22 protein-coding genes and 1 pseudogene are annotated in these 23,042 nt (G+C 71.2%); 7 read left to right on the forward strand and 16 right to left on the reverse strand.

Annotation, left to right across the window (positions count from 1 at the left end; all coding sequences use genetic code 11):
- Window positions 1-143: 143 nt before the first annotated feature.
- The 3 genes from AB0O82_RS33260 to AB0O82_RS33270 all read right to left on the reverse strand — a co-directional run bounded on the left by AB0O82_RS33260 (window position 144) and on the right by AB0O82_RS33270 (window position 3,013).
- The gene (locus tag AB0O82_RS33260; protein ID WP_363587898.1) at window positions 144-1,055 is read right to left on the reverse strand and encodes an MBL fold metallo-hydrolase; all 912 of its coding nucleotides are present in this window, start codon (window positions 1,053-1,055) and stop codon (window positions 144-146) included.
- Between the two features lie 205 nt (window positions 1,056-1,260).
- Window positions 1,261-2,187 carry a LysR family transcriptional regulator gene (locus AB0O82_RS33265; RefSeq protein ID WP_363587900.1) on the reverse strand — a complete coding sequence of 309 codons (927 nt, stop codon included), beginning with the start codon at window positions 2,185-2,187 and terminating at the stop codon, window positions 1,261-1,263.
- A 94-nt stretch (window positions 2,188-2,281) separates the two neighbouring features.
- Window positions 2,282-3,013 carry an SDR family oxidoreductase gene (locus tag AB0O82_RS33270; RefSeq protein ID WP_363587902.1) on the reverse strand — a complete coding sequence of 244 codons (732 nt, stop codon included), beginning with the start codon at window positions 3,011-3,013 and terminating at the stop codon, window positions 2,282-2,284.
- Between the two features lie 181 nt (window positions 3,014-3,194).
- On the opposite strand from AB0O82_RS33270, the gene AB0O82_RS33275 reads away from it, so the two are divergent.
- The gene (locus tag AB0O82_RS33275; protein WP_363587904.1) at window positions 3,195-3,785 is read left to right on the forward strand and encodes a helix-turn-helix domain-containing protein; all 591 of its coding nucleotides are present in this window, start codon (window positions 3,195-3,197) and stop codon (window positions 3,783-3,785) included.
- Between the two features lie 145 nt (window positions 3,786-3,930).
- Here the strand turns inward: AB0O82_RS33275 and AB0O82_RS33280 are convergent, their stop codons facing one another.
- The 3 genes from AB0O82_RS33280 to AB0O82_RS33290 all read right to left on the reverse strand — a co-directional run bounded on the left by AB0O82_RS33280 (window position 3,931) and on the right by AB0O82_RS33290 (window position 7,263).
- Window positions 3,931-5,409: a cytosine permease gene (locus tag AB0O82_RS33280; protein ID WP_363587906.1), complete on the reverse strand. Its 1,479-nt coding sequence runs from the start codon at window positions 5,407-5,409 to the stop codon at window positions 3,931-3,933.
- 397 nt (window positions 5,410-5,806) lie between these two features.
- A complete protein-coding gene (locus AB0O82_RS33285) occupies window positions 5,807-6,634 on the reverse strand; it encodes a hypothetical protein (protein WP_363587908.1) in 828 nt (275 codons plus the stop codon).
- Window positions 6,631-7,263 carry an RNA polymerase sigma factor gene (locus tag AB0O82_RS33290; RefSeq protein ID WP_363587910.1) on the reverse strand — a complete coding sequence of 211 codons (633 nt, stop codon included), beginning with the start codon at window positions 7,261-7,263 and terminating at the stop codon, window positions 6,631-6,633. Before AB0O82_RS33290 ends, AB0O82_RS33285 begins: the two co-directional genes overlap by 4 nt.
- A gap of 596 nt (window positions 7,264-7,859) precedes the next feature.
- Here AB0O82_RS33290 and AB0O82_RS33295 point away from each other — a divergent pair.
- Window positions 7,860-8,276: an ML domain-containing protein gene (locus AB0O82_RS33295; protein ID WP_363587912.1), complete on the forward strand. Its 417-nt coding sequence runs from the start codon at window positions 7,860-7,862 to the stop codon at window positions 8,274-8,276.
- 247 nt (window positions 8,277-8,523) lie between these two features.
- Here the strand turns inward: AB0O82_RS33295 and AB0O82_RS33300 are convergent, their stop codons facing one another.
- Together AB0O82_RS33300 and AB0O82_RS33305 are read right to left on the reverse strand one after the other, a co-directional pair.
- Window positions 8,524-8,778: a hypothetical protein gene (locus AB0O82_RS33300; RefSeq protein WP_363587914.1), complete on the reverse strand. Its 255-nt coding sequence runs from the start codon at window positions 8,776-8,778 to the stop codon at window positions 8,524-8,526.
- 70 nt (window positions 8,779-8,848) lie between these two features.
- Entirely contained in the window at window positions 8,849-9,394 is a 546-nt protein-coding gene (locus tag AB0O82_RS33305) for an NUDIX hydrolase (protein WP_363587916.1), read from the reverse strand.
- 187 nt (window positions 9,395-9,581) lie between these two features.
- On the opposite strand from AB0O82_RS33305, the gene AB0O82_RS33310 reads away from it, so the two are divergent.
- Both AB0O82_RS33310 and AB0O82_RS33315 read left to right on the forward strand, forming a co-directional pair.
- Entirely contained in the window at window positions 9,582-9,848 is a 267-nt protein-coding gene (locus AB0O82_RS33310; protein ID WP_363587918.1) for a helix-turn-helix transcriptional regulator, read from the forward strand.
- Between the two features lies 1 nt (window position 9,849).
- A complete protein-coding gene (locus AB0O82_RS33315) occupies window positions 9,850-10,083 on the forward strand; it encodes a hypothetical protein (RefSeq protein ID WP_363587920.1) in 234 nt (77 codons plus the stop codon).
- A 460-nt stretch (window positions 10,084-10,543) separates the two neighbouring features.
- On the opposite strand, the gene AB0O82_RS33320 is transcribed toward AB0O82_RS33315, so the two are convergent.
- Window positions 10,544-11,212 (reverse strand): TetR/AcrR family transcriptional regulator, encoded by a 669-nt coding sequence (locus tag AB0O82_RS33320; protein WP_363587922.1) that lies wholly within the window; start codon window positions 11,210-11,212, stop codon window positions 10,544-10,546.
- 89 nt (window positions 11,213-11,301) lie between these two features.
- Here AB0O82_RS33320 and AB0O82_RS33325 point away from each other — a divergent pair, with 89 nt between their 5' ends.
- Entirely contained in the window at window positions 11,302-13,584 is a 2,283-nt protein-coding gene (locus tag AB0O82_RS33325; protein ID WP_363587924.1) for a DPP IV N-terminal domain-containing protein, read from the forward strand.
- A 411-nt stretch (window positions 13,585-13,995) separates the two neighbouring features.
- Here AB0O82_RS33325 and AB0O82_RS33330 read toward each other — a convergent pair whose 3' ends face one another.
- Together AB0O82_RS33330 and AB0O82_RS33335 are read right to left on the reverse strand one after the other, a co-directional pair.
- Window positions 13,996-14,646, reverse strand: coding sequence for a response regulator transcription factor (locus AB0O82_RS33330; RefSeq protein WP_363587926.1), 651 nt, complete (start codon window positions 14,644-14,646; stop codon window positions 13,996-13,998).
- Window positions 14,634-15,881, reverse strand: coding sequence for a histidine kinase (locus tag AB0O82_RS33335; RefSeq protein ID WP_363587928.1), 1,248 nt, complete (start codon window positions 15,879-15,881; stop codon window positions 14,634-14,636). The genes AB0O82_RS33330 and AB0O82_RS33335 overlap by 13 nt, the downstream gene beginning before the upstream one ends.
- Before the next feature lie 178 nt (window positions 15,882-16,059).
- Between AB0O82_RS33335 and AB0O82_RS33340 the strand changes: the two genes are divergently transcribed.
- Window positions 16,060-16,212, forward strand: coding sequence for a hypothetical protein (locus AB0O82_RS33340; protein WP_363587930.1), 153 nt, complete (start codon window positions 16,060-16,062; stop codon window positions 16,210-16,212).
- A gap of 27 nt (window positions 16,213-16,239) precedes the next feature.
- Here the strand turns inward: AB0O82_RS33340 and AB0O82_RS33345 are convergent, their stop codons facing one another.
- The 4 genes and pseudogenes from AB0O82_RS33345 to AB0O82_RS33360 form a co-directional block, all read right to left on the reverse strand.
- Complete coding sequence (locus AB0O82_RS33345) at window positions 16,240-17,457, reverse strand: alpha/beta hydrolase (RefSeq protein WP_363587932.1); 1,218 nt, start codon at window positions 17,455-17,457, stop codon at window positions 16,240-16,242.
- 266 nt (window positions 17,458-17,723) lie between these two features.
- Window positions 17,724-18,932, reverse strand: coding sequence for an ATP-binding protein (locus tag AB0O82_RS33350; RefSeq protein ID WP_363587934.1), 1,209 nt, complete (start codon window positions 18,930-18,932; stop codon window positions 17,724-17,726).
- 246 nt (window positions 18,933-19,178) lie between these two features.
- A pseudogene (locus AB0O82_RS33355) lies at window positions 19,179-19,376 on the reverse strand (ISL3 family transposase); the annotation flags it as partial.
- Between the two features lie 82 nt (window positions 19,377-19,458).
- Window positions 19,459-20,640 (reverse strand): FAD-dependent monooxygenase, encoded by a 1,182-nt coding sequence (locus AB0O82_RS33360; RefSeq protein WP_363587936.1) that lies wholly within the window; start codon window positions 20,638-20,640, stop codon window positions 19,459-19,461.
- A 139-nt stretch (window positions 20,641-20,779) separates the two neighbouring features.
- Between AB0O82_RS33360 and AB0O82_RS33365 the strand changes: the two genes are divergently transcribed.
- The gene (locus AB0O82_RS33365; protein WP_363587938.1) at window positions 20,780-21,391 is read left to right on the forward strand and encodes a TetR/AcrR family transcriptional regulator; all 612 of its coding nucleotides are present in this window, start codon (window positions 20,780-20,782) and stop codon (window positions 21,389-21,391) included.
- A 273-nt stretch (window positions 21,392-21,664) separates the two neighbouring features.
- Here the strand turns inward: AB0O82_RS33365 and AB0O82_RS33370 are convergent, their stop codons facing one another.
- Window positions 21,665-22,972 carry a cytochrome P450 gene (locus tag AB0O82_RS33370; protein ID WP_363587940.1) on the reverse strand — a complete coding sequence of 436 codons (1,308 nt, stop codon included), beginning with the start codon at window positions 22,970-22,972 and terminating at the stop codon, window positions 21,665-21,667.
- Window positions 22,973-23,042 lie beyond the last annotated feature (70 nt).

Genomic DNA, 23,042 nt, shown 5'->3' on the forward strand with positions numbered 1-23,042 from the left:
GTCGAGGAGGGCCGGGGCAGGAGTGCCGGCTGCTGGAGGCGGACGTCCGCTCCGGCCCGCTGGCCCGCGAGCTGGCGTTCCCGTACCACCCCGGAGCGCCGGCTCCACGCCGACCCTGCGAAGCCGGGGGCCGTCGGGGGCGGTCAGTCGGCGACGGCTCGCCAGGCGGGGCCGGCCCCGTCGAGGTGGACCCGGCCGAACACCACGTCCGCGAAATGGACGCCGAAGCCGATCGTGCCCGGTCGGGCCAACTCGGCGACCAGGCGACGGCGTTCCCGCACGGCCCGGTCGGGGTCGAGGTCGGCGGCGGCCGACCATTCGGGGTGGTCCACCTGGACCGGTGAGTGCATGGCGTCGCCGAAGGCGATCAGCCGCTCGCCGCCCCCGGTGATGACGTAGGACGCGTGTCCGGCGGTGTGGCCGGGGGTGAGCAGCACGTGCACGCCGGGGAAGATCTCGTCGCCGTCGAGGACGGTGCGCACCTGTGGTGCCATGGCCTGGAGAATCTCGTCGGTGATGCCGCGCGCCGCCAGGAGGTGGCGGTGTGCCCATTCGGGTGCGGCGACCAGGAGGTCGCGGCCGGCGAACGCGGGCAGGTCGCGGTCCGGGGCGGGGTGCCAGGCCCAGCCGATGTGGTCGAGGTGCAGGTGGGTGATGGCGACGGCCTCGATCGTGGCCGGCGGACGGCCCAGTGCGGCCAGGTTGTCGAGCAGCGCACCGCCGTGGATGGCCCCGCGCGGATTGCCCGGCTGAGCCGGAATCGACTGCGGGCCGAAGCCCGTGTCGATCAGCAGCGCACGGTCGCCGTGCTCCACCAGCAGCGCGCCGATGCCCGCCGCCAGGTTGCCGGAGTCGTCGAGGTACTCGGGGTGGGCGGCCCAGTCCTCGTCCGTGCTGCGGGGGAACCAGCCGCGCGCGCTGAGTTCCACCGCCCCGTCCGGCACGTAGGTCACTTTCGTGTCGCCGAGTCGCAGTGATCGTGTCAGCGCCGGTCGCCGCAGTCGCTCGGCCAACGGCGTCCGGTCCGTGCCCTGTTCCGTCGTGGTGTCCGTCATGGTCGCTCCTTAAGAACGGTTGGCGGTCCGGGAGGACCGGGTGCGGCGCCGGCCCGGTGGCGGGTGTGCCGGGCAGGGCACGGCCCGCGGATCGAGTGGGCAACCGTGGTCGGCGGTACCGGCCGCGTCGGCGGCGGTGACCCGCGGGTGTCCAGTTCACTCCGGTTGGAGCTCGCGATCCAGCAGCACTTCGAGTTCGCGGCGATCACGAATCGCGATCGTCGCGCGCCGCCTCCCGACAGGCCTCCAGCAGGAAGCGCACGCGCTCGGGGGCGGCGGCTCGGTGCACCGCCAACACGGTGGGCAGGGAGAGCGCCGCCTCTGCGCTCCGCGCCCCGGCCGGGGAGCGCACCGGCAGGAAGGCCACCTGGCCGGCGCGCAGCTGGTGGGCGTGCGCCGCGTACACCACCGTCCAGCCGGCAACACCCGCGCCCAGCGCCGCAAGGGTGTCCTGGAGCGAGCTGTGCGGTGGTCCGGGCGCGGGCTCGAACCCGGCGTCCCGGCAGGCAGCCGTGACCAGATCGACCAGCGGCGGGTTGCTCCGGCGTTCCGTCAGGTGAAGCGGTAGCTCCGAGAGCCGGGCGAGGTCGACCGCGTCCGCCCCGGCCAGCGGGTGGCGGGCCGGCAGGGCGACCACGAGTTCCTCCCGCCACACCGGGATCAGCCGCACGCCCTGCGGCGCCGCCACCTCCCCGCGTACGAAGGCCGCGTCCCACTCCCGGTCGGCGACCCGCCGCAGGCGTTCCTCCGGCGCCGCCGAGGCCAACTCCACCCGGGTGCCGGGCGCGATTCGCTCCAGCGCCTCCAGCACCCGTTCCAACCGCACGCCCATTCCCCGGCTCGTCCCGACGCGCAGCACGCTCTCCCGCTCGGCGACGAAGCCGCCGACCAGGTCCAGGGCCCGCTGTCCGGCCGCCAACACCTCACGGGCGCCGGGCAGGAACGCCGCCCCCGCGGCACTCAGCCGCACGCGGCGCCCCGAGCGGTCGAACAACTCGACGCCCAGCTCGCGCTCCAGCCGGCCGATCTGCTGGCTGACGGCCGACTGCACGATCATCAACCGCTCGGCTGCGCGACCGAAGTGCAACTCCTCCGCCACCGCCACGAAGTACCGCAACTGACGAAATTCCATGACCTCGACCGAACCGGGAGCAGGGCACCGCCAGGCTACGGCAAGCACCAGCGCCCCGGTCCGACCGCTCACCCCACCCGGTCCCGGGGGGGGCCTATCCCTGGGCGGTGGGGCGAACGACGATGTCGCCGACGTCGACACCGTCCGGCTGCTCGATGGCGAAGGCGATGGCGCGGGCCACTGCGGCCGGCGGGAGGGCGATCTCCATCAGCTTGTCGATCTGGGCCTTCGCAGCCGGGTCCATGTGCTCCGCGAAGTCGGTGCGGACAGCGCCGGGTGAGACGACGGTCACGCGCAGGTTGGCGCCCGCCTCCTGGCGCAGGCCCTCGGAGACGGTGCGCACGGCGTTCTTGGTGGCGGCGTACACCGACTGGAGCGGGACGATGCGCAGTCCGGCGGTGGACACGGTGTTGACGAAGTGCCCGAATCCCTGCTCCCGGAAGAGGGGAAGGGCCGCGGCGATTCCGTACAGGACCCCTTTGAGGTTGACGTCGATCATCTGCTCCCAGTCCTCGACGCGCAGGTCGTCGAGGGGGGAGATCAGGCCGATCCCGGCGTTGCTGACGAGGACGTCGAGCTTGCCGTAGCGCTCGCATGCCAGCTTGACGAGGCCGGGGAGGTCCTCGCGCCGCGTCACGTCCGTGCGGATCCAGGCAGCCTCGCCACCGGCCTGTTCGATGCGGGCGGCCAGGGCCGCGAGACGCTCCGGACGGCGTGCCCCGAGGACGACCTTCGCGCCTCGCTCGGCCAGCAGAAGCGCGGTCGCCTCGCCGATGCCGCTGCTGGCGCCCGTGATCGCCACGACCTTGCCTTCGATTCCCGGCATGCTCGCCTGTCCTTCCAGAGTGCGGATTGCGGATTGCGGTGTGTGGAGTGTGGAGTGCGGAGCAGAGGGGGCGTCCGGGCAGGTCGGACCATGCCCTAGAGTGAAAGTGGAGGCTCCGCCACTTCGCCCAGGTTAAGTGGCGGAGCCTCCACTTAGCAACGGAGAAGGGAACGAGCCGCCGATGACCCGAGAGGCAGGGCGCCCGCTGAGGGCCGACGCGCAGCGCAACCGGGACAAGATCCTGGCCGCCGCGGTGCGCGTGTTCAGCGAGGAGGGGCTCGACGCCCACTTCGAGCGCATCGCCAGGGAAGCGGGCGTGGGAACGGGCACGCTCTACCGCAACTTCCCGACCCGAGAGGCGCTGATCGAGGCGGCGTACCGCAACGAAGTGGCCCGGCTGTGCGAGGCCGCCGCCGGCCTCCTGGCGACGATGCCGCCCGCCGAGGCCCTGCGGGTGTGGACTCGCCGCTTCATCGACTACGCCACCGCCAAATACGGCATGGCCGACGCCCTGCGAGCCGTCGTCGCCTCGGGCAGCAACCCCTACGCCGACAGTCACGAGATGATTCAGGGCGCCCTCAACTCCCTGATGGAGGCCGGTGCCGCCGCCGGAACGATCCGCTCCGACATCCGTCCGACCGACATGTTCGCCGCCCTCGCCGGAATCGCCCTCACCTCGGCCAAACCCGAGCAGCGCGAGCAGGCCGAACGCCTCCTCGACCTCACCCTGGACGGGCTGAAATCCGCGCCGCCCCAGCTGCCCGGACACTGACGACAGAACCCGGACGTCACCTCGGCCGGTGCCCGGGTGTGGTGGCGGAACGGGACCGCCCGGTCGCCGGCTCGGGTGAGGCGGCGACCGGGCGGTCGGGGTGTGTCGGGGTGGGTCGGGGTGGGTGGTGGGCCGCGCCTCGGGGTCAGGCAGCGGCCCGTTCGGGCTGCTCCGCCTGGCGGTCGGCGGGCTGTCCGGTGGCGGCGGGGGTGTTCTCCCGGGGGGCGGGGAGTGCTGCCATGATCGCGGCGGAGATCACGATGGTCGCTGCCCAGGCGAGCCCGTACCTGCCGACCGGGGTGTCGGAGAGCGGGCCGGCGAACCAGTCGCACTTGGTGAAGGCGAGCCCCAGCAGCAGGGCGAGCACCCAGGACACCATGGCCTGCCAGCAGAAGCCGCCCGTGTACCAGTAGCGGCTGTTCCTGCTGGTGTCCATGAGCCCGGCGGCGTCGTAGCGCACCGCGCGTGAGCGGCGCCGGAACATGTCCACCGCGTAGACGCCGATCCAGGCCGAGAAGGAGACGGCGAGCAGGATGAGGAAGGTGATGAAGGAGCCCAGGAAGCTCTTGGCGACCAGCATCAGCAGCAGGCCGCCGACCAGTGAGATCACGGCGTTGATGCTGACGGCCGTGGCGCGTGGCAGCTTGACGCCCATGGTCTGTGCGGTGAAGCCGGCCGAGTACATGGAGAGGCTGTTGATCAGCAGCATGCCCACGATCGCGGTCAGCAGGTAGGGCACGGCCAGCCAGGTCGGCAGCAGGTCGCCGAGGAAGGAGACCGGGTCGGCGGCCTGGGCCAGGCCGGGCGAGGCCACCGCCATCACGGCGCCCATGAGCACCATGGGCACCATCACCAGGCCGGCGCCGGAGACCGTCACGCCGACGATCTTCCTGCCGGAGGCGGCGTGCGGGAGGTAGCGGGCGAAGTCCGGGCCGGTGGGGACCCAGCTGATGCCGCCGGCGGCGATGGTCCCGATGCCGGCGATCATCATCGCGGTGGTGCCCGCGGGCTTGGCGAAGACCTCGCTCCAGTGCATGGTGGCGACCAGGTAGCCCAGTACCAGCACGCTGAAGACACCGAAGAGGTACGTCGACCAGGTGTTGCAGACGTTCAGCGCCTTACGTCCCATGCCGGAGACCAGGAAGGTGCAGGCGACGAAGGCGAAGAGCGTGATGACGATCAGCGCGGTGTTGGTCTTGACGCCGAAGAGCAGGTCGAGGACGGTCAGCACGGCGTAGGCGCCGGTGACGGCGTTGATCGTCTCCCAGCCGAACCGGGCGATCCAGAGCACGGCGCCGGGGAAGAGGTTGCCGCGCACCCCGAAGGTGGCCCGCGAGAGGGTCGCGCCCGGCGCCCCGCCCCACTTGCCGGAGACCGACAGCACGCCGACCAGGCCGAACGAGATGAGCGCGGCGCTCGCCGCGACGATCAGGACCTGCCAGAAGTTCAACTGGTTGAACACCACCAGGGCGGCGCCCATGGTGAGCAGCAGAACGCTGATGTTCGCGGCGACCCAGGTCGGGAAGAGCTCGCGGACTCTGCCCCCGCGCTCGTGGTCGGGGACGGGTTCGATGCCGCGGGTTTCTATCGCGCCGCCGGTCTCGGCGTTCGACGGGTTGTCCATGAGGGTGGCTCCGTGCGTGTGAAGCGGAGATAAATCGAACAAATAGGGCATTTATGGAACTCTTCGCGCGTAGCGCGGGAGTTGAGCCATCCTACTTTGTCCGCTTCGGTTCCAGGTCGGCCCGGTATCGGAGGGGAGGGCGCCACCCCCGCCCGCGCCCCCTCCGCAGACGCCGCAGACGCCGCAGACGCCGTGAACGCCTTGACCGCCTTGAACACCGGAAATGCCGCGAACGCCTCGAACGCCGCGAACGGCGGGCCCGGCCCACGGCCAGGCCCGACGCGCTCGCGGCGCCGCCGAGGAGGAGATCGCGACCGGGATGCGCCGCCGGCCCGGGAGCGCGCAGGCCCGACCAGGCGCCGCCTGATCCAGGCGCTCAGCGCGCACCCGGGGGGTCTCACCTGGCGAACAGCGAACTGCCGCTGACGACGCGGGTGGTGCCGTCGGCGAGGGTGACGGTGACCGTGTCGGGGACGGCGCGGTGTGACATGGTCCCGGGCCACCAGGCGGTCCAGCGGCCGTCCGCCACGGTGACCTGGAAGGTGCGTCCGGCGACCTGCATGGTGATCGCCTTCACACCGGCCCCCACGGAGCCCTGCGCGTAGTTGAACATGGCGTCCCCGTCACCGTGGGAGCCGCCCGTGTCGTACGTGACCGCATCGGCCGCCACGTTCTTCACCGGGTCGATCGCCTCCCACAGGCCGCTGGTCTCCGAGGCGACGTAGCAGAGCATGGTCTTGCCGCCGCGGTTGACGACCATGGAGGCGACCTTGCCCCGCAGGTCCGCGTTGGTGATCTTGACGGGTGCCCCGGCGCCCGGGCCGCCGGCCATCCGGTCCAGGCACCACTTCTCGGCGGTGGCGCCCGGGCCGGTCGAAGCGGCCAGCGGTGTCGGGACGCCGGTCCAGCTGGCCAGTTCCGCAGAGCTCAGCGGCCCGCTGACGCCGCCCCGCGAGGACTGCGCCACGGCCACGGCCACGGCCGTACCCACGACGAGCGCACCGGCGAGGGTGACGGTCAGCCGCCGCCGAAAGCGCGGCCTGGCGGGGGCCGGGGCCGGGGTGGGGGCCGTGGTGGGGGTGGAGGTGTCGAGGTCGATCTGGCGCATCAGGCGCTCCCGGTGTAGGGCGTGGCGTCCTGCGGGGAGGTCGCGCTCGGCCGGCACGGGCACCTGCCCGAGCAGTTCCGCGCGCTCGACCGGCTCCGGCCGCTGTCCGGCGTTCACTGGTGTACCTCCTTCGGGGACGGGGCCGCGCTCGCGGACCCACCCTGGATCTGGTTCCGGCCACGGCCGGGTTCCACTTTTTTCCGCTGCGCCCGGCGCTGGGCCGTCTCGGCGAGACGGTGCAGCCGGGTCCGGGCCCGGGACAGGCGTGAGCGTACGGTGCCCACCGGTACGCCCAGGGCCTCGGCGGCCTCCTGGTAGTCCAGGCCCGCCCACACGCACAGGGCCAGCACCTCGCGGTCCGGGCGGCGCAACCGCGCCAGCGACTGCTGCAGGGCCGCGATCCGCGCCGCGTCGTCGATCCGCCCGGCCACCTCCTGCGCGAAGTCGGGAACGTCCTCGCGGGCTGGCGGGAGCTGCGCCAGTACCTGCCAGTGCCGCCGGGCGGCCCGGCGCTGGTTGCTGACCAGCTTCGTGGCGATGCCCAGCAGCCAGGGCCGCAGCGACCCGCCCTCCGCCTCGACCCGGTCGTGCCGGCGCCAGGCCTCCAGGAACGTCAACGACATCACGTCCTCCGCCGTCGACCAGTCCCCGGTGAGCCGGAACACGTGGTTGTACACCGCGCGCGCATACGTGTCGAAGAGCTGCCCGAACGCGTCCCGGTCACCGGCCCGCACCCTCGCGCGCACTTCTCGATCTGAAGAGTCCACGCCCCCTATCTGGTGCCCCGCCCGCCCGGGTTCCTATGACCTGCGTCACGGCTCCGAGCTCGCACAGCTACGGCGAAGTGACAAGTAGCCCAGAGTGGCTATCGCAACTCTCTGCAATCGCCTTTCGGGGCCAATAGCGTGACGTAGAGGTGTCATACCGTCGGTAGCGCAACGGCTTCACGTCACGCTGCGAGCCTCGCCCGGCGAGCGGCGCGCAGACGGTACGCCCGGGACCGGCACCGCCCCGAGCAGAACCGCATGTCAATCCGATAGGTCGCCCCGGCGAAGGTGATCACCCCGTGCGCCGGGCAGGTCAGCAGCCGGATCATGCGCCTGTGTCCGCGATGCTCGGCCTCGGCAAGCATCTTCCCGAGCGTCCGGATCCGATCCGCAGCATTGTGAGCATCGGTTCGAGCGAGGCGGCCTGGTGGAGAAGGGGTCCCGGTGGGAACGGAAAGTCCGGGTTGCTGTCAGAACTTTTGACGCCCGGCGCTTCGGTCCTGGCCGGGGCCTCCGACTGTGTCTGATCATCGAATACCGGATGCGGAGAGTAGTTGCGTGAGTACGCTTGGTCCATGCTTACCGATCTGATCGAAGACCGCAGTGACGACTCCTACGTCCTCGAAATCCAGGACATCACCCTGACGCCCTCCTCTCCCGAACCGGGGAAGGAACTGCGGTGGGAGATGGCCGGCCGACTCAAGGAGCAGGTCGATCTGACCCAGGTGCAGTGCCAGGTCCAGGTGAAGCTGGGACTCGTGACGCTGCTGCGGAAAACGGCCACGCTGCCCGAGGTGCTGAAGATGCTGGGGGCGGAGTTGGAGGGGGCCACCCGGCCGCCCGCCGGGAAGTGGAAGCAGACCTGGACCTTCACGCTTCCCCGGGAGATCCCGATGGGGGACGTCCGGATCTACCTCCAGTCGTACACCGGGGGCGGGGAGGAGAAGGACTTCATGGACCTCAACCTGCGCATCGACTTCCGCCGCCGGTAGCCCGTACGCCCGCCGAACCGGTCCCGAACACCGCCCGCCACACGCCCCGTGTGGCGGGCGGCCACGCGCCAAGGTCGCACCGCCGCCAGCACCGCAGCTCGTCTTCGGACCGGTCGGCCGACCCGTCGTCGTGCTCCTGGTCGCGCTCGTCGGTCCAGGTGCCGAACGGGCCGGGCTCGCCGTGGGCCTCGGCGCCGAGCAGCGGCGCGCCGCCCTTGAGCCGGTGCTCGTCGGTGCTCGCCGGGGATCACCGGGTGCTCGCTTCGAGCTGGGCAGGGATGCCGGTGCGGCTGGCGCGCACCTCGCGCGGGTCGGGGGTGTGGTTGCAGAGGGTGCCGGGGCTGACGCCGAGCATCTTGGCGATCGAGGTGATGGAGTGCTCGAGGTGGGGCAGCAGGTCCCGGGCCACCTTCAGGACCAGGGCGACGGCGTGGGCGGGCAGCGAGACGAGCGTGCTGCTGTAGTACGGGGCGGTGGTGTCGGTGGTGCTCCGTTCGGTCACGGGTGTCCTCCCGGGGGTGGGCGGGTGAGCGCGAGGTCGCCGACCTGCCCGCCCCGCCGTGTCCCCCGGGTTACAGGAGCCGGAGGTGGTCCAGGGCGAGGTAGGCCGCGGCGGTGTCGGTCATCTCGCCCGTGCGGAGCACGCGGGTGCGGAACTCGGCCAAGGCGAGGGTGGCGACGTCGATGAACTCGGTGCGTTCTGGGGTCGGTTCGGCGACCTTGGTGCAGCCGGTGGCGACGAAGACGAAGCGGCGGGTGTCGGAGTAGGCGTCGTGCCAGTACGGCCCGACCACCTGGACCTCGCCCTGGTAGCCGGTCTCCTCCAGCAGTTCCCGGGCGACGGCGTCGGCCGCTTGCTCCCCGGGTTCGATGAAGCCGCCGGGCAGTTCGAACAGCACGCGGCCGGGGCCGGGCCGGTACTGGCGGGCGAGGATGACGCGCTGGTCGGGGGTGAGGGCGAGCACCGCGCCGGCCGGGCGCTCGCTCTTGAGGTAGAACTCCTCTTTCCTGCCGTCGGGCAGTTCGAAGTCGACACGGTCGACGGATCGGCCGAACTTGCTGAAGACGGTGGTGCGTTCGATCTCGCGCCACGACGCGGTGGTGATGTCGGTCGTCATGGCCAGGACTGTACGGCTCTGGCCGGGTGCGGGTTGCCGTTTCCGCCGCCGGTTCCTGACGGCGGGTGGGGCATGTCCAGGAGACCACCGGATCGGGTGACAGTGCGAGGGCATTTCAGTGGGCAGTCCATGGCCTGGCCGATACGCTGAATCGTCTCCCTGAAGCGAGAGTTGGGGGTGGAGCGTCATGGTGAACGCGCTGTTCAGGCGCGCGCGGCTCTCCCGGAATCTGACACAGCGCCAGGTCGCCGAGCGGGTGCGAGGGCTGGTCGAAGAGGCGACCGAGCGGGAATCGTCGTTTGACGCCGGCTACGTCTCGCGCATAGAACGTGGCCTCATCACCTGGCCGCACGAGCACTACCGGCAAGCCCTCTGCCTGGTCCTGGGAGCGGGGACAGCGGCCGAGCTGGGCCTGGGTCGCCAAGCAGGCCCACCACCACGATCACCACGATGAGGTGAGTTCCTCGAACCGCCGAGACGTTCTCGCGGTCGCACTGGCCGCCATGCTGCCACCCGCCCGGCCACTCTCCCGCCTGCGCAGGGGCGATGTCACCGCGATCACCGAGCGCACCAGCGTGCTGGAGCACTGGGACCGGACAGCAGGCGGCCGGGCGGTGCGCGACTTCGCACTGCGCGAGCTGCACGCCGCCTCCGCCCTCACCGACATGCGCCACGCCGCCGTACGGTGACCGCCCCAGGAGCCCGGCAACCGGTTCCGCACCAGTAAGACGCGGCCGGGGTGGGCGCGCCCTCTACCCCGGGACCGACGGTGTCCACCCTCCAGCCTGAGCTGACTGGAGGTCGCCTGGTGCCTTGCAGCACCGGGTCCTTCAGCCGCCGCTTTCCTGCCATCGCGCGACTTCAGCTTGACGGGGCATCATCAGGGGTTCACTTTCGTTCGCCCGTTCGGCCTTCCCCCCGCTTGTAGCGTCCCGATGGCCAGCACCCTTGAGCTTGAACGCTCCGCTTCACACCCCGCCGTTACCAGCGACGCATGGGAGCGCGGGGACGGGCCTTGGACACTGGCCCGAAGCCCAGCCGATCGACACCTCCCTCACGTGGCTGGCCTTCGTTGCACGGTGCGACCTCGTGTCGCACGCTACAGAGAGCTACTTGTCACTTAGCCGTAGCTGTGCGAGCGCAGGGCCGTCAGGGCGATCGTGGGAGCGAGGCGAGGATGGCGTCGAGGCCGAACTCGAAGACGTCCCGCTGGGTGAAGGTCGGGAAGTCGACGGTGGTGGCGTGCATCGCCGGGTACACCTCGGCCGGGAGGCGGGCCCACTGTTGGCGGACCCGTTCCCAGTGCTGCGGGTCCTCGTCCCAGGCCCGGCGGACGGGGTAGAGCGTGGCGCAGCCGAGGACGAAGCGGATCAGCGTGGCCAGCAGGCCGATCGCCGTCCGGTGGTCGACCCGCAGTCGCTCCAGGCGGGCGTAGATCTGCTCGGACATGCGGGCCTCGATCTCGCCGACTCCGTCGGAGGGGGTGTTGATCTGCAGGAGGACAGGGTGCGTGATGAACAGTTCGAAGTAGGCGTGCATCACCTGCCGGAGCCATTCGACGTCGTCGAGGCCGGGGTCGGGCCACCGGAATCGGCTCAGCAGCTCCGCGGTGACGGCGAGGAGGATCGCGTCCTTGTCGCGGAAGTGCGTGTAGAGCGACATCGGGCGGACGCCCAGTTGGTCGGCGAGCCGACGGATGGTCACCGCGTCCAGTCCGTCGCGGTCGATCAGTTCGATCGCCGCGTGGACGATGGCCTCGGGGCTGAGGGTGCCGCGGGGTGCGCGAGCGGGCGTTGTCTTGCGCCTGGGCGATGGCATCGGGGTTCCTGATTCGTTCGGGACCGCAGTTCCATTACTGTACCGTACGCTGTACTGTTCCTGGATCGAGACTGATTCCAGGAGGTCGGATGTCCACACATGCACTCCCCGCCACTGCCTACGACCGAGCTGAGCGGATGCTGCTGCACAACCGGTCCCGGCTCGCCCTGCGGGCCAAGGCGAAGCCCGTCTGGATCGGCGGCGGCGAGAGGTTCTGGTACCGGGTCGAGACCGAGCGGGGCGGCGAGTTCGTGCTGGTCGACCCCGCCGCCGGGACCCGGGGGCCGGCGTTCGACCCCGAACGGCTCGCCGCCGCGCTGGCGTCCGCCGCCGGCCAGCCGGTCCAGCCGTACGCGCTGCCGTTCCGGGCGGTCGAGTTGGCGGACGGGACGGTCGCGTTCGACGCGTTCGACGCGCGCTGGACCTGCCGGCTGGCCGACTACCGGTGCGCGCGGGACGAGAAGCACGTCCAACCCTCACCGCTGGAAGTCGTCTCGCCGGACAAGAAGTGGGCGGCGTTCCTCCGCGACCACGACCTGTGGGTGCGTTCGGTCGAGACGGGCGAGGAGTTCGCGCTCACCGCCGACGGCACCGCGGATCGCAGCTATGCGGCCCAACCCGACGCGGCGGTCCCCACGCACCTGCTCGGCAAGCTCGGTCTTGCGGACATGCCGCCGGCGCTGCTGTGGTCGCCGGACTCGGCGCGCGTCCTCACCCACCGCACCGACCAGAGCGATGTCGCCCTGATGCACCTGGTCGAAGCCGTCCCGCCGGACGGCGGCCGGCCGCGCCTGCGCAGCTACCACTACCCGGTCCCCGGCGAGCCGATGGCCCGCGGCGAGTGGATCGTCTTCGACATCGCGTCCCGGACCGCGACACCCGCCAGGACCGACCCGTTCCTGCTGCCCTACCTGTCACCTGTCACGCTGAAGAAGGCGTGGTGGGCCAAGGACAGCGCGGCCGTCTACTACCTGGATCAGCCCCGTGACCTCCGGACGCTGCGGCTGCACGCACTCGACCCGGCGACCGGCGAGGTGCGCACCCTGGTCGAGGAGCACGGCGACACGCGGGTGGAGGCCGCGCAGGAGGTCGCCCAGAAGCCGATCGTGCACGTGCTCGCCGGCGGCCGCGAGACGCTGTGGTACTCCCAGCGCGACGGCTGGGGGCACCTGTACCGCTACGAGGACGGGGCGCTGGTCGAACAGCTCACCCGAGGGCCGTTCGCGGTGCAGGAGATCGTGCACGTCGACGAGGCGGAACGGGCCGCGTACGTCGTCGTCTCAGGACTGGTCCAGGCCGACCCGTACCGACGGTCGCTGCTCCGGGTCGGCCTGGACGGCGGCGGGACCGCCAAGCTCACCGACGACGATCTGGACCACGTGATCACCGCGCCGGAACACGGCCGCTGGTTCGTCGACTCCGCGTCGACCGTCGACACCCCACCGAGGATCACCGTGCGTGACCGGGGCGGAGCCGTGCTGGTCGAGCTGGAACAGGCCGACATCACACCGCTGCTGGCCGCCGGCTGGACGCCGCCGGAGCGGGTCAGGACCCTGGCCGCCGACGGCGTCACCGAGATCTACGGCGTCCTCTACAAGCCCCACGGCTTCGACGCCGCGCAGCGCTACCCGGTGATCGACCACCCCTACCCGGGCCCGCAGACCCACCGGGTGGCGGCCTCCTTCGACCCGGGCGCCTACGGCTACGACGCCGAGGCGGTGGCGGCGCTGGGCTTCGCGGTGCTGGCCGTCGACGGCCGCGGAACGCCCGGCCGGGACAAGGCCTTCCACGATCACGCCCACCGCAACATGGGCAGCGCGGGCGCACTCGAAGACCATGTCGCGGCGCTGCGCCAACTCGCGGAAACGCGTCCGTGGCTGGACCTGGACCGGGTCGGTGTCTTCGGCCTCTCCGGCGGGGGGTTCACCACCGCCCGCGCCCTCCTGGCGTTCCCCGACTTCTACAAGGTCGGCGTGGCCGAGGCCGGCAACCACGACAACCGCCACTACCACGCGCTGTGGGCCGAGACCTACGACGGACCGTTCGACCCGGACGCCGGGGCCCGGCTGTCCAACACCCAGCTGGCCGGGAACCTGGTCGGCAAACTACTGCTCGTCCACGGCGACATGGACGACAACGTGACACCGCATCTGACGATGCGGCTGGTCGACGCGCTGATCGACGCGAACAAGGACTTCGACCTGCTGATAGTCCCCGGCGTCGAGCACAGCTTCCTCGGCCGCAACGGCTACGTCGCCCGCCGCCGCTGGGACTACCTGGTGCGCCACCTCATGCACCGCGAACCGCCGGCCGGCTACCGGCTGGCGGACGTCCCGCTCTCCCTGGAACGGCTCGAAGTCCTCTTCAGCTGACGTGGAAAGGACCTTCCCCATGCCCACCTTGATTTTGTCGGGTCATATGGGAGCCACTGCTCCGGTGTGAACGGGAGCCAGGTGTAGGCCATTCGTGGCGGTGATGTACTCGACCCCGGTGGGTGTTCTTCGGCGAATTCGGGAGCCGTTCCGGCGAGATTGGGAGCCACTGATCGGGTGACCTGTTGGGCCCGGCTGGAGTGTCCATGGGGGGGTGGTGGCGTCGGTAGGGTGTGATTGCGGGCCCAGGTCGCCTCCCTGACAAGTCGCGGCCGGGGCCTCACCCTGGATATGCGGAAGGGCTGGACCCGTGGGGTCCAGCCCTTCCGGCTGTGGCAGCAAATTGGACAGTGAGATTCGTTCTTCTGGGGTTAGTACTCCAGCCGTAGATCGTGATCACGGATGGGAAGGTCAGGCCCGGGACGCTCCGAGGAACCGCAGCACGGCCAGGACGCGGCGGTGGTCCGCGTCGACCACGGGCAGGTCGAGCTTGGCGAAGATGTTGTTGATGTGCTTCGCCACGGCGCTCTCGCTGACCACCAGCGCCTGCGCGATGCCGGCATTGGAGCGCCCCTCGGCCATCAGGCCGAGCACCTCCCGTTCGCGGGGGGTCAGCCGCGCGAGCGGGTCGCTGTCGCGCCGCAGCAGCAACTGGGCGACGACCTGCGGGTCCAGGGCCGTACCCCCGTCCGCCACTCGCCGGACCGCCGCCACGAAGTCGGCGACATCGGCAACCCGCTGCTTGAGCAGGTAGCCCACACCGCTGGTGTTCGCAGACAGCAGGTCAGCCGCGTACCGCTCCTCCACGTACTGCGAAAGCAGCATCACCGCCGTCCCCGGCCAGCGCCGACGGATCTCCATCGCCGCCCGCACCCCCTCGTCGGTGAAGCCGGGCGGCATCCGGACATCGATCAAGGCGAGTTCGGGCCGGTGCTCCGCCACCGCCGCCAACAGCCCCTCCGCATCGCCGGCTTCGGCGGCGACCTGGAACCCGCCCATCTCCAGCACCTTGATCAGCCCGACCCGCAACAACACCGAATCCTCGGCGATCACCGCGCGCACGGCAGCTCCGCGGTGACGGTGGTGGGCCCGCCAACGGGGCTGCTGACGTGGAAGGCCCCGTCGAGGGAGCCGACCCGCTTGGCCAGCCCGGTCAGCCCCGTGCCGGCGGCGGCGTCGGCACCGCCCAGCCCGTCGTCGGTAACGCGCACTCGCAGTACCTCGCCGACCTGACGGACTATCACCTCCGCATGCATCGCGTTGGCGTGCTTCGTCGCATTGGTCAGCGCCTCAGAGATCACGAAGTACGCGACCGACTCCACGCTGGGCGCCACCCGCTCCTCCAGATTGACCCGCAGCCGCACCGGCAGGGGCGTGCGGGCAGCCAGCCCGGACAACGCCGCGTCCAGACCTCGGTCTTCGAGCACGGCCGGGTGCAGCCCCCGCACCAGATCATTGAGTTCGGTGATCGCCTCCTTCGCCTCCAGGTGCGCTCTCGCGATCACCTCGCGGTCATCACTCGGCAGGTCCGGGCGGGTGGCAAGGGCCAGACCCAGGTTGACCGCGAGAGACACCAACCGCTGCTGGGTGCCGTCGTGCAGGTCGCGCTCGATCCGGCGGCGCTCCGCGTCGACGGCCTCGATCAAGTCGGTCCGGCTCACGGCCAGCTGATCGACCCGCTCCTGGAGCCGCTGCGCCCGGCTGGGCCCGAGCAGGCCCAACGCCAGCCGCGCCTCGGCCCGGGCTACTGCCCGCGCGGTCCAGGGCAGGGCGCACAGGAGGAGGAGTCCAGCCGCTGTGTAGGCCGGCAGCTGGGTCAGGTAGCCGAACCAGTCCTGGCGGATTCCGGTTGGCAGCGCCCATGACCAGGCGTAGGCGATGACGCCCGCCAGGCACGCCGCTGCCACCGCGAGCACCAGCAGCTCCAGCAACGCGAGCAGCGGGCCCAGCAGGAGGTGGTAGCCGATCTTGCGCCAAGGCCGCGTCGCCGCGAGCCACCGGGCGGTCGAGGCCCACGTCCATTGTTCCGGCGCGGTGGGGGTGAGCCGGGGGACGTCCACACCGATGAGCACCCGGTAGCGAGCCCGCTGAACGACCGTCAGCACCGGGGTTCCGAGCAGGACCAGGGCGGCCGACATGGAAACCGTAAGGAGCCAGTTCCCCGTCCTGGCGGTAGTCGCCGCCGCCCAGGCCCACACGGGCACCAGCGCCAGGTGCGGCAGCACACCAGCGGCAAGAAAGCAGGTGTCCCGCCGCGCCCGGAGGACCGTGCGTCTCAGTCGAGCTGGAATCGTCATGGCACGACGCTAGGGCACCGCACGAGGACGGTGCCATGAAACCTGTACCCGATCTCATGGTGAACCTAGTACCAGCTGTAGATCTTGATCTCGGCCTGTGGGCGGACAGCATCTCGGGTCGGCAGGTCGGCTTCTGCTGGCCGTCGGCAGGTAGACCGGGCCCGGTGGAACAGGTACTATGCCCCGGTGCGAACGCGCTGGTGATCAGCGCCAGTTCGCCTCCCGCGACGAACTGGCCGAGGCCATCGACACCTTCGTCTTGGCCTACGACGAACACGACGCCAAGCCCTACCGCCGGACCTACGACGGCAGCCCGCTCAAAGCCGCATGAACCCCGAAGGATCAACGCGGCGCTGGACTAGGACTGGAAGGCTACTTCCGGATTGTTCGGCGAGGGGCCGTCCAGCAGCGGACTGTGGATCCCCTTCAGCGTCTGGTCGAAGAACGCCGTCACGTACTCGCGGGTGATCGCCACCCCGCGTTCCGGGGAGAGGGGCCCCGTCGGGAGCCCGGCCTGCTCCTGAAGCACGTCCAGGTCGGAGAAGCTGAAGTGGTCGGCGCCGACGACCGTCAGCCACTTCTTGTAGCCGCCGAGGGCGGCCCAGGCCCGCCCCGCGATGCCGTCGCCGCTGCCGGGCGTGTGGCCGTCGCTACCCAGCATGAGGAAGGGCCGGTTGATCTGGCCGGGCATCGGGACCGGGTGGAAGGCGCCGTCCATGTCCACTCCGGCCCGTACTCGCGGGTCGGCGATCATCGTGGCGGCCGCCGCCGCTCCGCCGAGGGAGTGTCCGGCCATGCCGATCTCGTGCTTGTCGATGAGGTGTGCCAGGTGCCACGCGGTGTTGCCGTGCGTCAACTGGTCGATCACGAAGGACACGTCCCGCCCGCGGCTGACAGCTTCGGCGTCGAAGTCGATCGTTTCCGGGTGATCGCAGATCGCGCACGGCGGCGTCTGGCCGTTCGCCAGCGTCTCGCCGCTGTCCTCGTAGGTGTGGCCGATGAGCGCGACGACGTAGCCGTGACTGGCCAGGTCGGTCGCGAGCGAGGTGAGCATCATGCGCGGGTTCTCGGCTGCGGCTGAGAGGACCACCAGCGGATGCTTGCCGCGTTGCGGCCGCGCGCCGTCGAAGGCGTGAGTGGTGACGCTGGAAAGGGTCTGCGGGGTGACGCCGTAGCTCGCCGGTATCTTCCGGCGCTCGGTGATTCCGGCTGCCTCGGCGAGGGTCATGTAAGGGGCCGGAGTCCCGGTCCCGGGGACGGCCGGGTAGACCATCGTGACGGTCAGTTGGCGGGGGCCGGACGACGGCACCCACGGGTCGAGGCGGCTCGTGTCGGTGAGGTGGATGATGTCCTCGCCGGCGGCGTAGGGGCCGGTCGGCGCGGGGAGCGTGCCGTGGAAGGACGGCGTGGACGCGGTGGCCGTGGCCGTGGCCGTGGCCGGTGCGGTGTCGAACGCGTGCGTGGCCACCGGTGTGGCCGACGGTGTGGTCGTGGCGGCGAACCCGGCGCCGGTTCCGGTGATGAGGGCGGCGAGCGTCAGCACCGCGACAGCGCTGATACGGCGATTGCGTTTCATGGGATCGACGCTAGGACACCTCGACGGGGGTCTGCCATGAGCCTGGCACCCGAATCCATGGTGGCACCAGTGCCACGGTTGCTGATTCTGTAGTCGGACAAGAGAGGCGCGTCGACGATGCCGTTCTCCTGGGTGAAGGCGGCGATGAGGGACTGTCAGGCGATGTTGTCGACCGCTGCCCACCCAGCCCCTGCCCACTCTCATGTCCACCCCCGGTGACGCCGACCCCGCCTACGTGCTCACGCAGAGATTCGTCCAACAGTGCGTCAGTTCTTGGCTGGGAAGAGGGATTCCTGGGTGGCCTGGTAGCGGTAGGACTCGGTGCCGGTCTGGATCAGGGTGCAGCGGAAGGTGATCCGGTCGGCGATGGCCGCGCAGAGGCGGGCGTCGCCGAAGGTCTTGTCCCATCCGGTGAAGGGTGAGTTCGTGGCGACCGCGGTGGCCTTGCGCTCCTCACGCTCGGTGAAGATCTGGAACAGCAGTTTGGCTCCCTTGCGGTCAAGGTTGAGGTAGCCGAACTCGTCCAGGCACAAAAGGTCGATCTTGCTGTAGCGGGCGATGACAGAGGACAGGCGGCGGCTGGCGTCGGCTTCGGCGAGCTCGTTCACCAGCGCGCTGGTGGTGGTGTAGCGCACCGACAGGCCGGTCTCGGTGACGGCGGTGCCGATGCCGATCAGCAGGTGGGACTTGCCGGTGCCGGAGTCGCCGATCAACACCAGAGGCCGGCCTTCGCGGACCCAGGTCGGGGACTTCAGGTCCGCGACGACCTCGGGGGTGATGTTCGGGTTCTTGGAGAAGTCGATCGCGGCTAGACGCTCGTTCAGCTCCGCCTGCGAGTCGACCGCAGGCGGCGGGACCAGGTGTTTGCGGCGGAACCGCCCGCCCTCGTGCTCCACCCCGCCCTTCTCGTGGGCACCGTCCTCGCCGGGCGCACAGTAGAACGCGGAGAACTGGTACCAGGACTTGAACGACGCCCACCGCGCCGACTCCAGCCTGGAGCGGCCGAACAGCACCTGCTTGACCGCCGGCTTCAAGTTGTCGTAGCGGATGTGCACCGACGGAACCCCGCCCAGCACGGTGAACGCCTCGACGTGGCTTTCCAGGAACGCCTCCTGGGACGCTGTCGCGTAGACCCGGTGCACCGCCTTGCCCGAGTAGGAAAGCCGCAGCGTGAACAGCACGCACTTGCGCCGCTGCCCGGCCAGGTCCAGCCAGAAGTCCGCGAAGGCGACCTCCGCCTCCTCGCCCGGCCTCTTCGCCTGCGGCACCATGCCATCGAGATGCCGCCGGCCCTCCAGAGCCTCCGCGCGGATCTGCGGGCGCCGCTTGGACACGTAGTCCCAGACCGTGGTCGAACGGGCCAACTCGAAGTCGTGCTCCGCAGCCAGACGCTCCATCATCCGCGGGATCGTGTGCTTCTGCTTCGCCGGAGCGTCCAGGTCCTCGCGCAGCATCGCGTCGATAGAGCCCTTCACCGGCTCCAGCACAGCGTGACGGCCAGACGGCGCAAGCCTCCACGATTGCTCCGAAAGCGGCATGCTCCACACCATCACATCGGTTGGCTCCCGATCTCACCGGAGAACCCCTGGCTCCCATTCACCCCGAAGCCGTGGCTCTATTTCACCCCGGTAAAAACACCCACCTTCTCTGCCCGGGCCCGGCCCTTCTTCTCGAACCGCGGGTAGCCGACGGCCCGGCCGGCGCGACGGCCGGCCAGCGAGTCGAAGTTGGTCGGCGAGACGGCGCGTGCGCTGCTGATAGCGCTCGATCAGGCCGGGAAGCTGCTCGCGGAACGTCTGCCGCGGGCAGCCCCGGCCCGGGCAGACCGTGCGTCGGACCCGCACGGCTGCGACGACCCGCCGCCCGTCCACCGGCACGTCCGCGACCACCCGCCCGTGGAAGGCGTGCACCTGCCCCGTCGGCCGTCCGTACATCGGGCACGGCACCGGACAATCTCCCGGTACGGACGGCCGACCCCGGGCAGTGGAGGGCGATCCGTGCTCAGGCGGTCGCGTCGAGGGCCGGGGGCTGCCAGTTGTACGTCCGGGCGGAGCGGTTGAGCAGGGTGCGGGCCGGGAGGAGGCCGGCGAGGGTGAGGGCGGCGTCGCGCAGGCGGGTGGCGGCGGGGGTGCGGAGGGCGACGAGGCCGCCGATGCGGCGGGAGCCGGTGACGATGGCGGTGGTGCGCGGGAGGCGTGCGGCGGTGTAGGCGGGGAGGCTGGTGGCCGGGTCCGCGGCGGGGGTCAGGGCGGAGGCGAGGACGACGGCGTCCTCGATGGCCTGGCAGGCGCCCTGGCCCTGGAAGGGGCACATGGCGTGGGCGGCGTCGCCGAGGAGGGCGACCCGGCCCTGGTGGTAGGCGGGCAGGGGGTCGGAGAGGTCCCAGACGTCGTGGCGCAGGACGCGCCCGGGTTCCGCGAGCGCGAGGAGTTGGGGTACGGGCGCGCACCAGGTGCCGTACCTGCGCAGGAGTTCGGCCTTCTCGTCGCCGTCGGCGGCGCGGGCGCCGGCCGGGGCGAGGGCGGCGCCGTACACGTAGACCCGGCCGTCGGCGAGCGGGACGACGCCGGCGAGCTGTCCGCGTCCCCAGACCTCGCCCACGGCATCCGGCCGGCGGGTGGGGGACACGATGGTGCGCCAGGTGGTGAAGCCGCTGTAGCGGGGGCCGGGGTGCTGCGGGAAGAGCTGCGCGCGGGTGGCGGAGCGGAGGCCGTCGGCGGCGACCACCAGGGCGGCGGGCCGGTTCCCGTCGGGGGTCGAGACGACGGCTGGTTCGGTGGTGCCTCCGGGGGTGACGAGGGCGGCGGGCGAGTTGGTGCGGACGGTGCCGTCCGGAAGGGCGTCGACCAGGGTGGCGATGACGTCGGCGCGGGCGACGGCGGTGATCGTCTCGCCGAAGCGGGCCTCGAAGGTGGCGGTGTCGGTGCGGGCGAGCCAGCGTCCGGAGGGGTGGCGCAGGCCGATGGCGGGATGTGCGGTGGCGAGGGCGCGCAGGCGTTCGCCGACGCCGAGCCGGTCGAGGGCGCGTAGGGCGTTGGGGGCGAGGGCGAGTCCGGCGCCGACGGGTTCGAGCGAGGCGGCGCGCTCGTGGACGGTCACGGGGATGCCCTGGCGGTGGAGGGCGAGGGCGGCGGAGAGCCCGCCGATGCCGCCGCCGATGACGATCGCCTGATACGCGTCCATGAGTGAACCCCTCTCCCGACACTACGGCTGTAGTGACCACTTCCCGCACCGTACTACACCTGTAGTTGGGATGGGCTAGTGTTGACGTGAATGGGGTTCGGGCCCGCCCCGGGTCGAGACCCCCCTGAGGAGAGAGGCCGTGATCGGATCCATGACACCGCCGCGCCCGACGCTGATCGCCGACGCCGCCATCGCCCTGATCGCCGAGCGCGGCCTGCGCGGGCTGACCCACCGCGCGGTGGACGAGGAGGCCGGACTGCCCGCCGGCTCGACCTCGAACCTCGCCCGGACCAGGGCCGCCCTGCTCGACCTCGCCCTCACCCGCATCGTCGAACGCGAGACCGGAGGCCACCCGCTCATGGCCGGCGGGCCCCCGCCGGACGCCTGCCCGCGCAACCTGCTCTCCCAGGGAGTGGCCGAGCTGCTGTACGAGGCGCTCACCACCGGGCGCAGCCTCACGCTGGCCCGCCTCGAACTCGCCCTGGAAGCCACCCGCCGGCCCGAACTGCGCGCCGGCTACGACCGGCTGGGCGCGCGCTTCACCGACACCGCTGCCGTCCTGCTGGCACAGAGCGGCTCGGCCGACCCCGTGGCCGACGCCCGACGGCTGATCCGCTGGTGCGACGGGCTGCTGTTCAACGGCGCAGCGGGAAGCGGGCACTGGCACGTGCCGACACCGGAGGAACTGCGCGGCGAGGTCGCACGCTACCTCGCCGCACTGCTCGACCGGGGACTGCTCGACCGGGCCTGACCGGCCGGGACCGATCGACCGTCGCGGACACAAGATTCCTGAACCGCGGCAGCGGCCCAAGGGCTAGCGTGAGGCGAGGATCTTCGATCGAGTCCCATGAGCTGAATGAACGGCAGAGGGGTGCGGGGGTGCGAATGGCACTGGAGATGATCCCGGACCGGCCCGGTCGGGAGGTCGCCGTCGAGCCCAAGCTCGATGGGCTCCTTGCGATCTTCTACTCTGACTGGGTGATGCCGCAGACCACGGCGGTGAGGGCAACGCTCGGCGGTGTCGTCACGGCGGTGGGGGCCGGTGGCTTCGCGGTCGTTCCGGTGGATCGCCGACCCCTTGAGCGGCAGCGGTGGTGACGTGCCAGCTGACGGGGAGGGTGAGCGGTGACTTGCTCGGGGATTCGTCGTCCCAGGCGGGTTCCTGTCCTTCGGCGAGGCGCAGTCGCGGGAAGCGGTCGAGCAGGGCTTCCAGTCCCACGGCCATCTGGGCCCGGGCCAGGTGCGCGCCGATGCAGTTGTGCGCACCCCGGCCGAAGGTGAGGTGCGGGTTCTCCGCCCGGCACAGGTCGAGCCGGTCGGCGTCGGTGAACACCCGCTCGTCGCGGTTGGCCGAGGCGAGGACGGGCAGAACGGCGTCGCCCGCGCGGATCCTGCGGTCGTGCAACTCGATGTCCTCGACGGCCTGGAGGACCACGACGCCGTTCATGACCGGTACGTACCGCAGGAGTTCCTCCACCGCGCCGGGTATGAGGCCGCGGTCGTCGCGGAGCCGGGCGTACCGGTCGGGCGCGGTCAGCAGGGCCACCACGGCGTCGGCCAGGAACATGGTGCTCGTGCGGTAGCCGGCGACCAGCATCGAGAGCCCGAAGGTCACCGCGCTCTCCCCGTCCAGGGTGCCGGGCCCGCACGCGTGGACCAGCCCGGTGAGGACGTCGTCGGCGGGCTCGCGCCGCTTGCGGTCGAGCAGTGACGCGATGTACTCGCGCAGTTCGGAGGTGACCTCGCGGCCCTCGTCCAGGGTGACCATCGCCCCGAGGGCGGCGTCCGCCCTGGGCAGGAAGTACTCGCGGTCCTCGTAGGGGATGCCCACCAGCTCGCACATGGCCAGCAGCGGGAAGGGCTCCAGGAAGCCGCCGACCAGGTCGCCGGGCTGCCCGGCGGCCGTGAAGTCGTCCAGCAGCCCATCGGCCGACCGGCGCAGTCGCGGCAGCCGGCGCCGGACGGAACGGACGCTGAACGGCTCGGCCAGAGCGCGGCGCAGGGCCTCGTGGCGGGGGCCGTTCAGTTCCATCATCGTGATCAGGCCCGGCTCGTCGTCGTCGGCGGCCCGGTCAGGTCGGGGCGGCCAGTCGTTGATGGTCGGCCGGATCAGCCGGGGGTCCGCGATCAGGTCCCGGACGTCCTCGTAGCGGGTGGCGTACCAGGCGGTGGCGCCGATCGGCAGCCGGACCTCCGTGAGCGGGCACTCCCGGCGCAGCCACCCGTACTGCGTGGGCGGGCCCATGGTGCCCGGCGGCGGGAGGGGCAGGTCGATGGCGGGCAGGTTGATGGCGGGCGGGTCGGCGGCGGGTTGCGGCGGTGAGCTGCTCACTGGCGGTGCTCCCTGGTCGCGTACGAGGTGGTCGCGTACGAGGTGGTCGCGTGGGAGGTGGTCGCGTGCG

Origin of the sequence: Kitasatospora sp. NPDC088264 (genome assembly GCF_040685715.1) — a bacterium.
In the GTDB taxonomy this organism is placed as follows: Bacteria; Actinomycetota; Actinomycetes; order Streptomycetales; family Streptomycetaceae; genus Kitasatospora.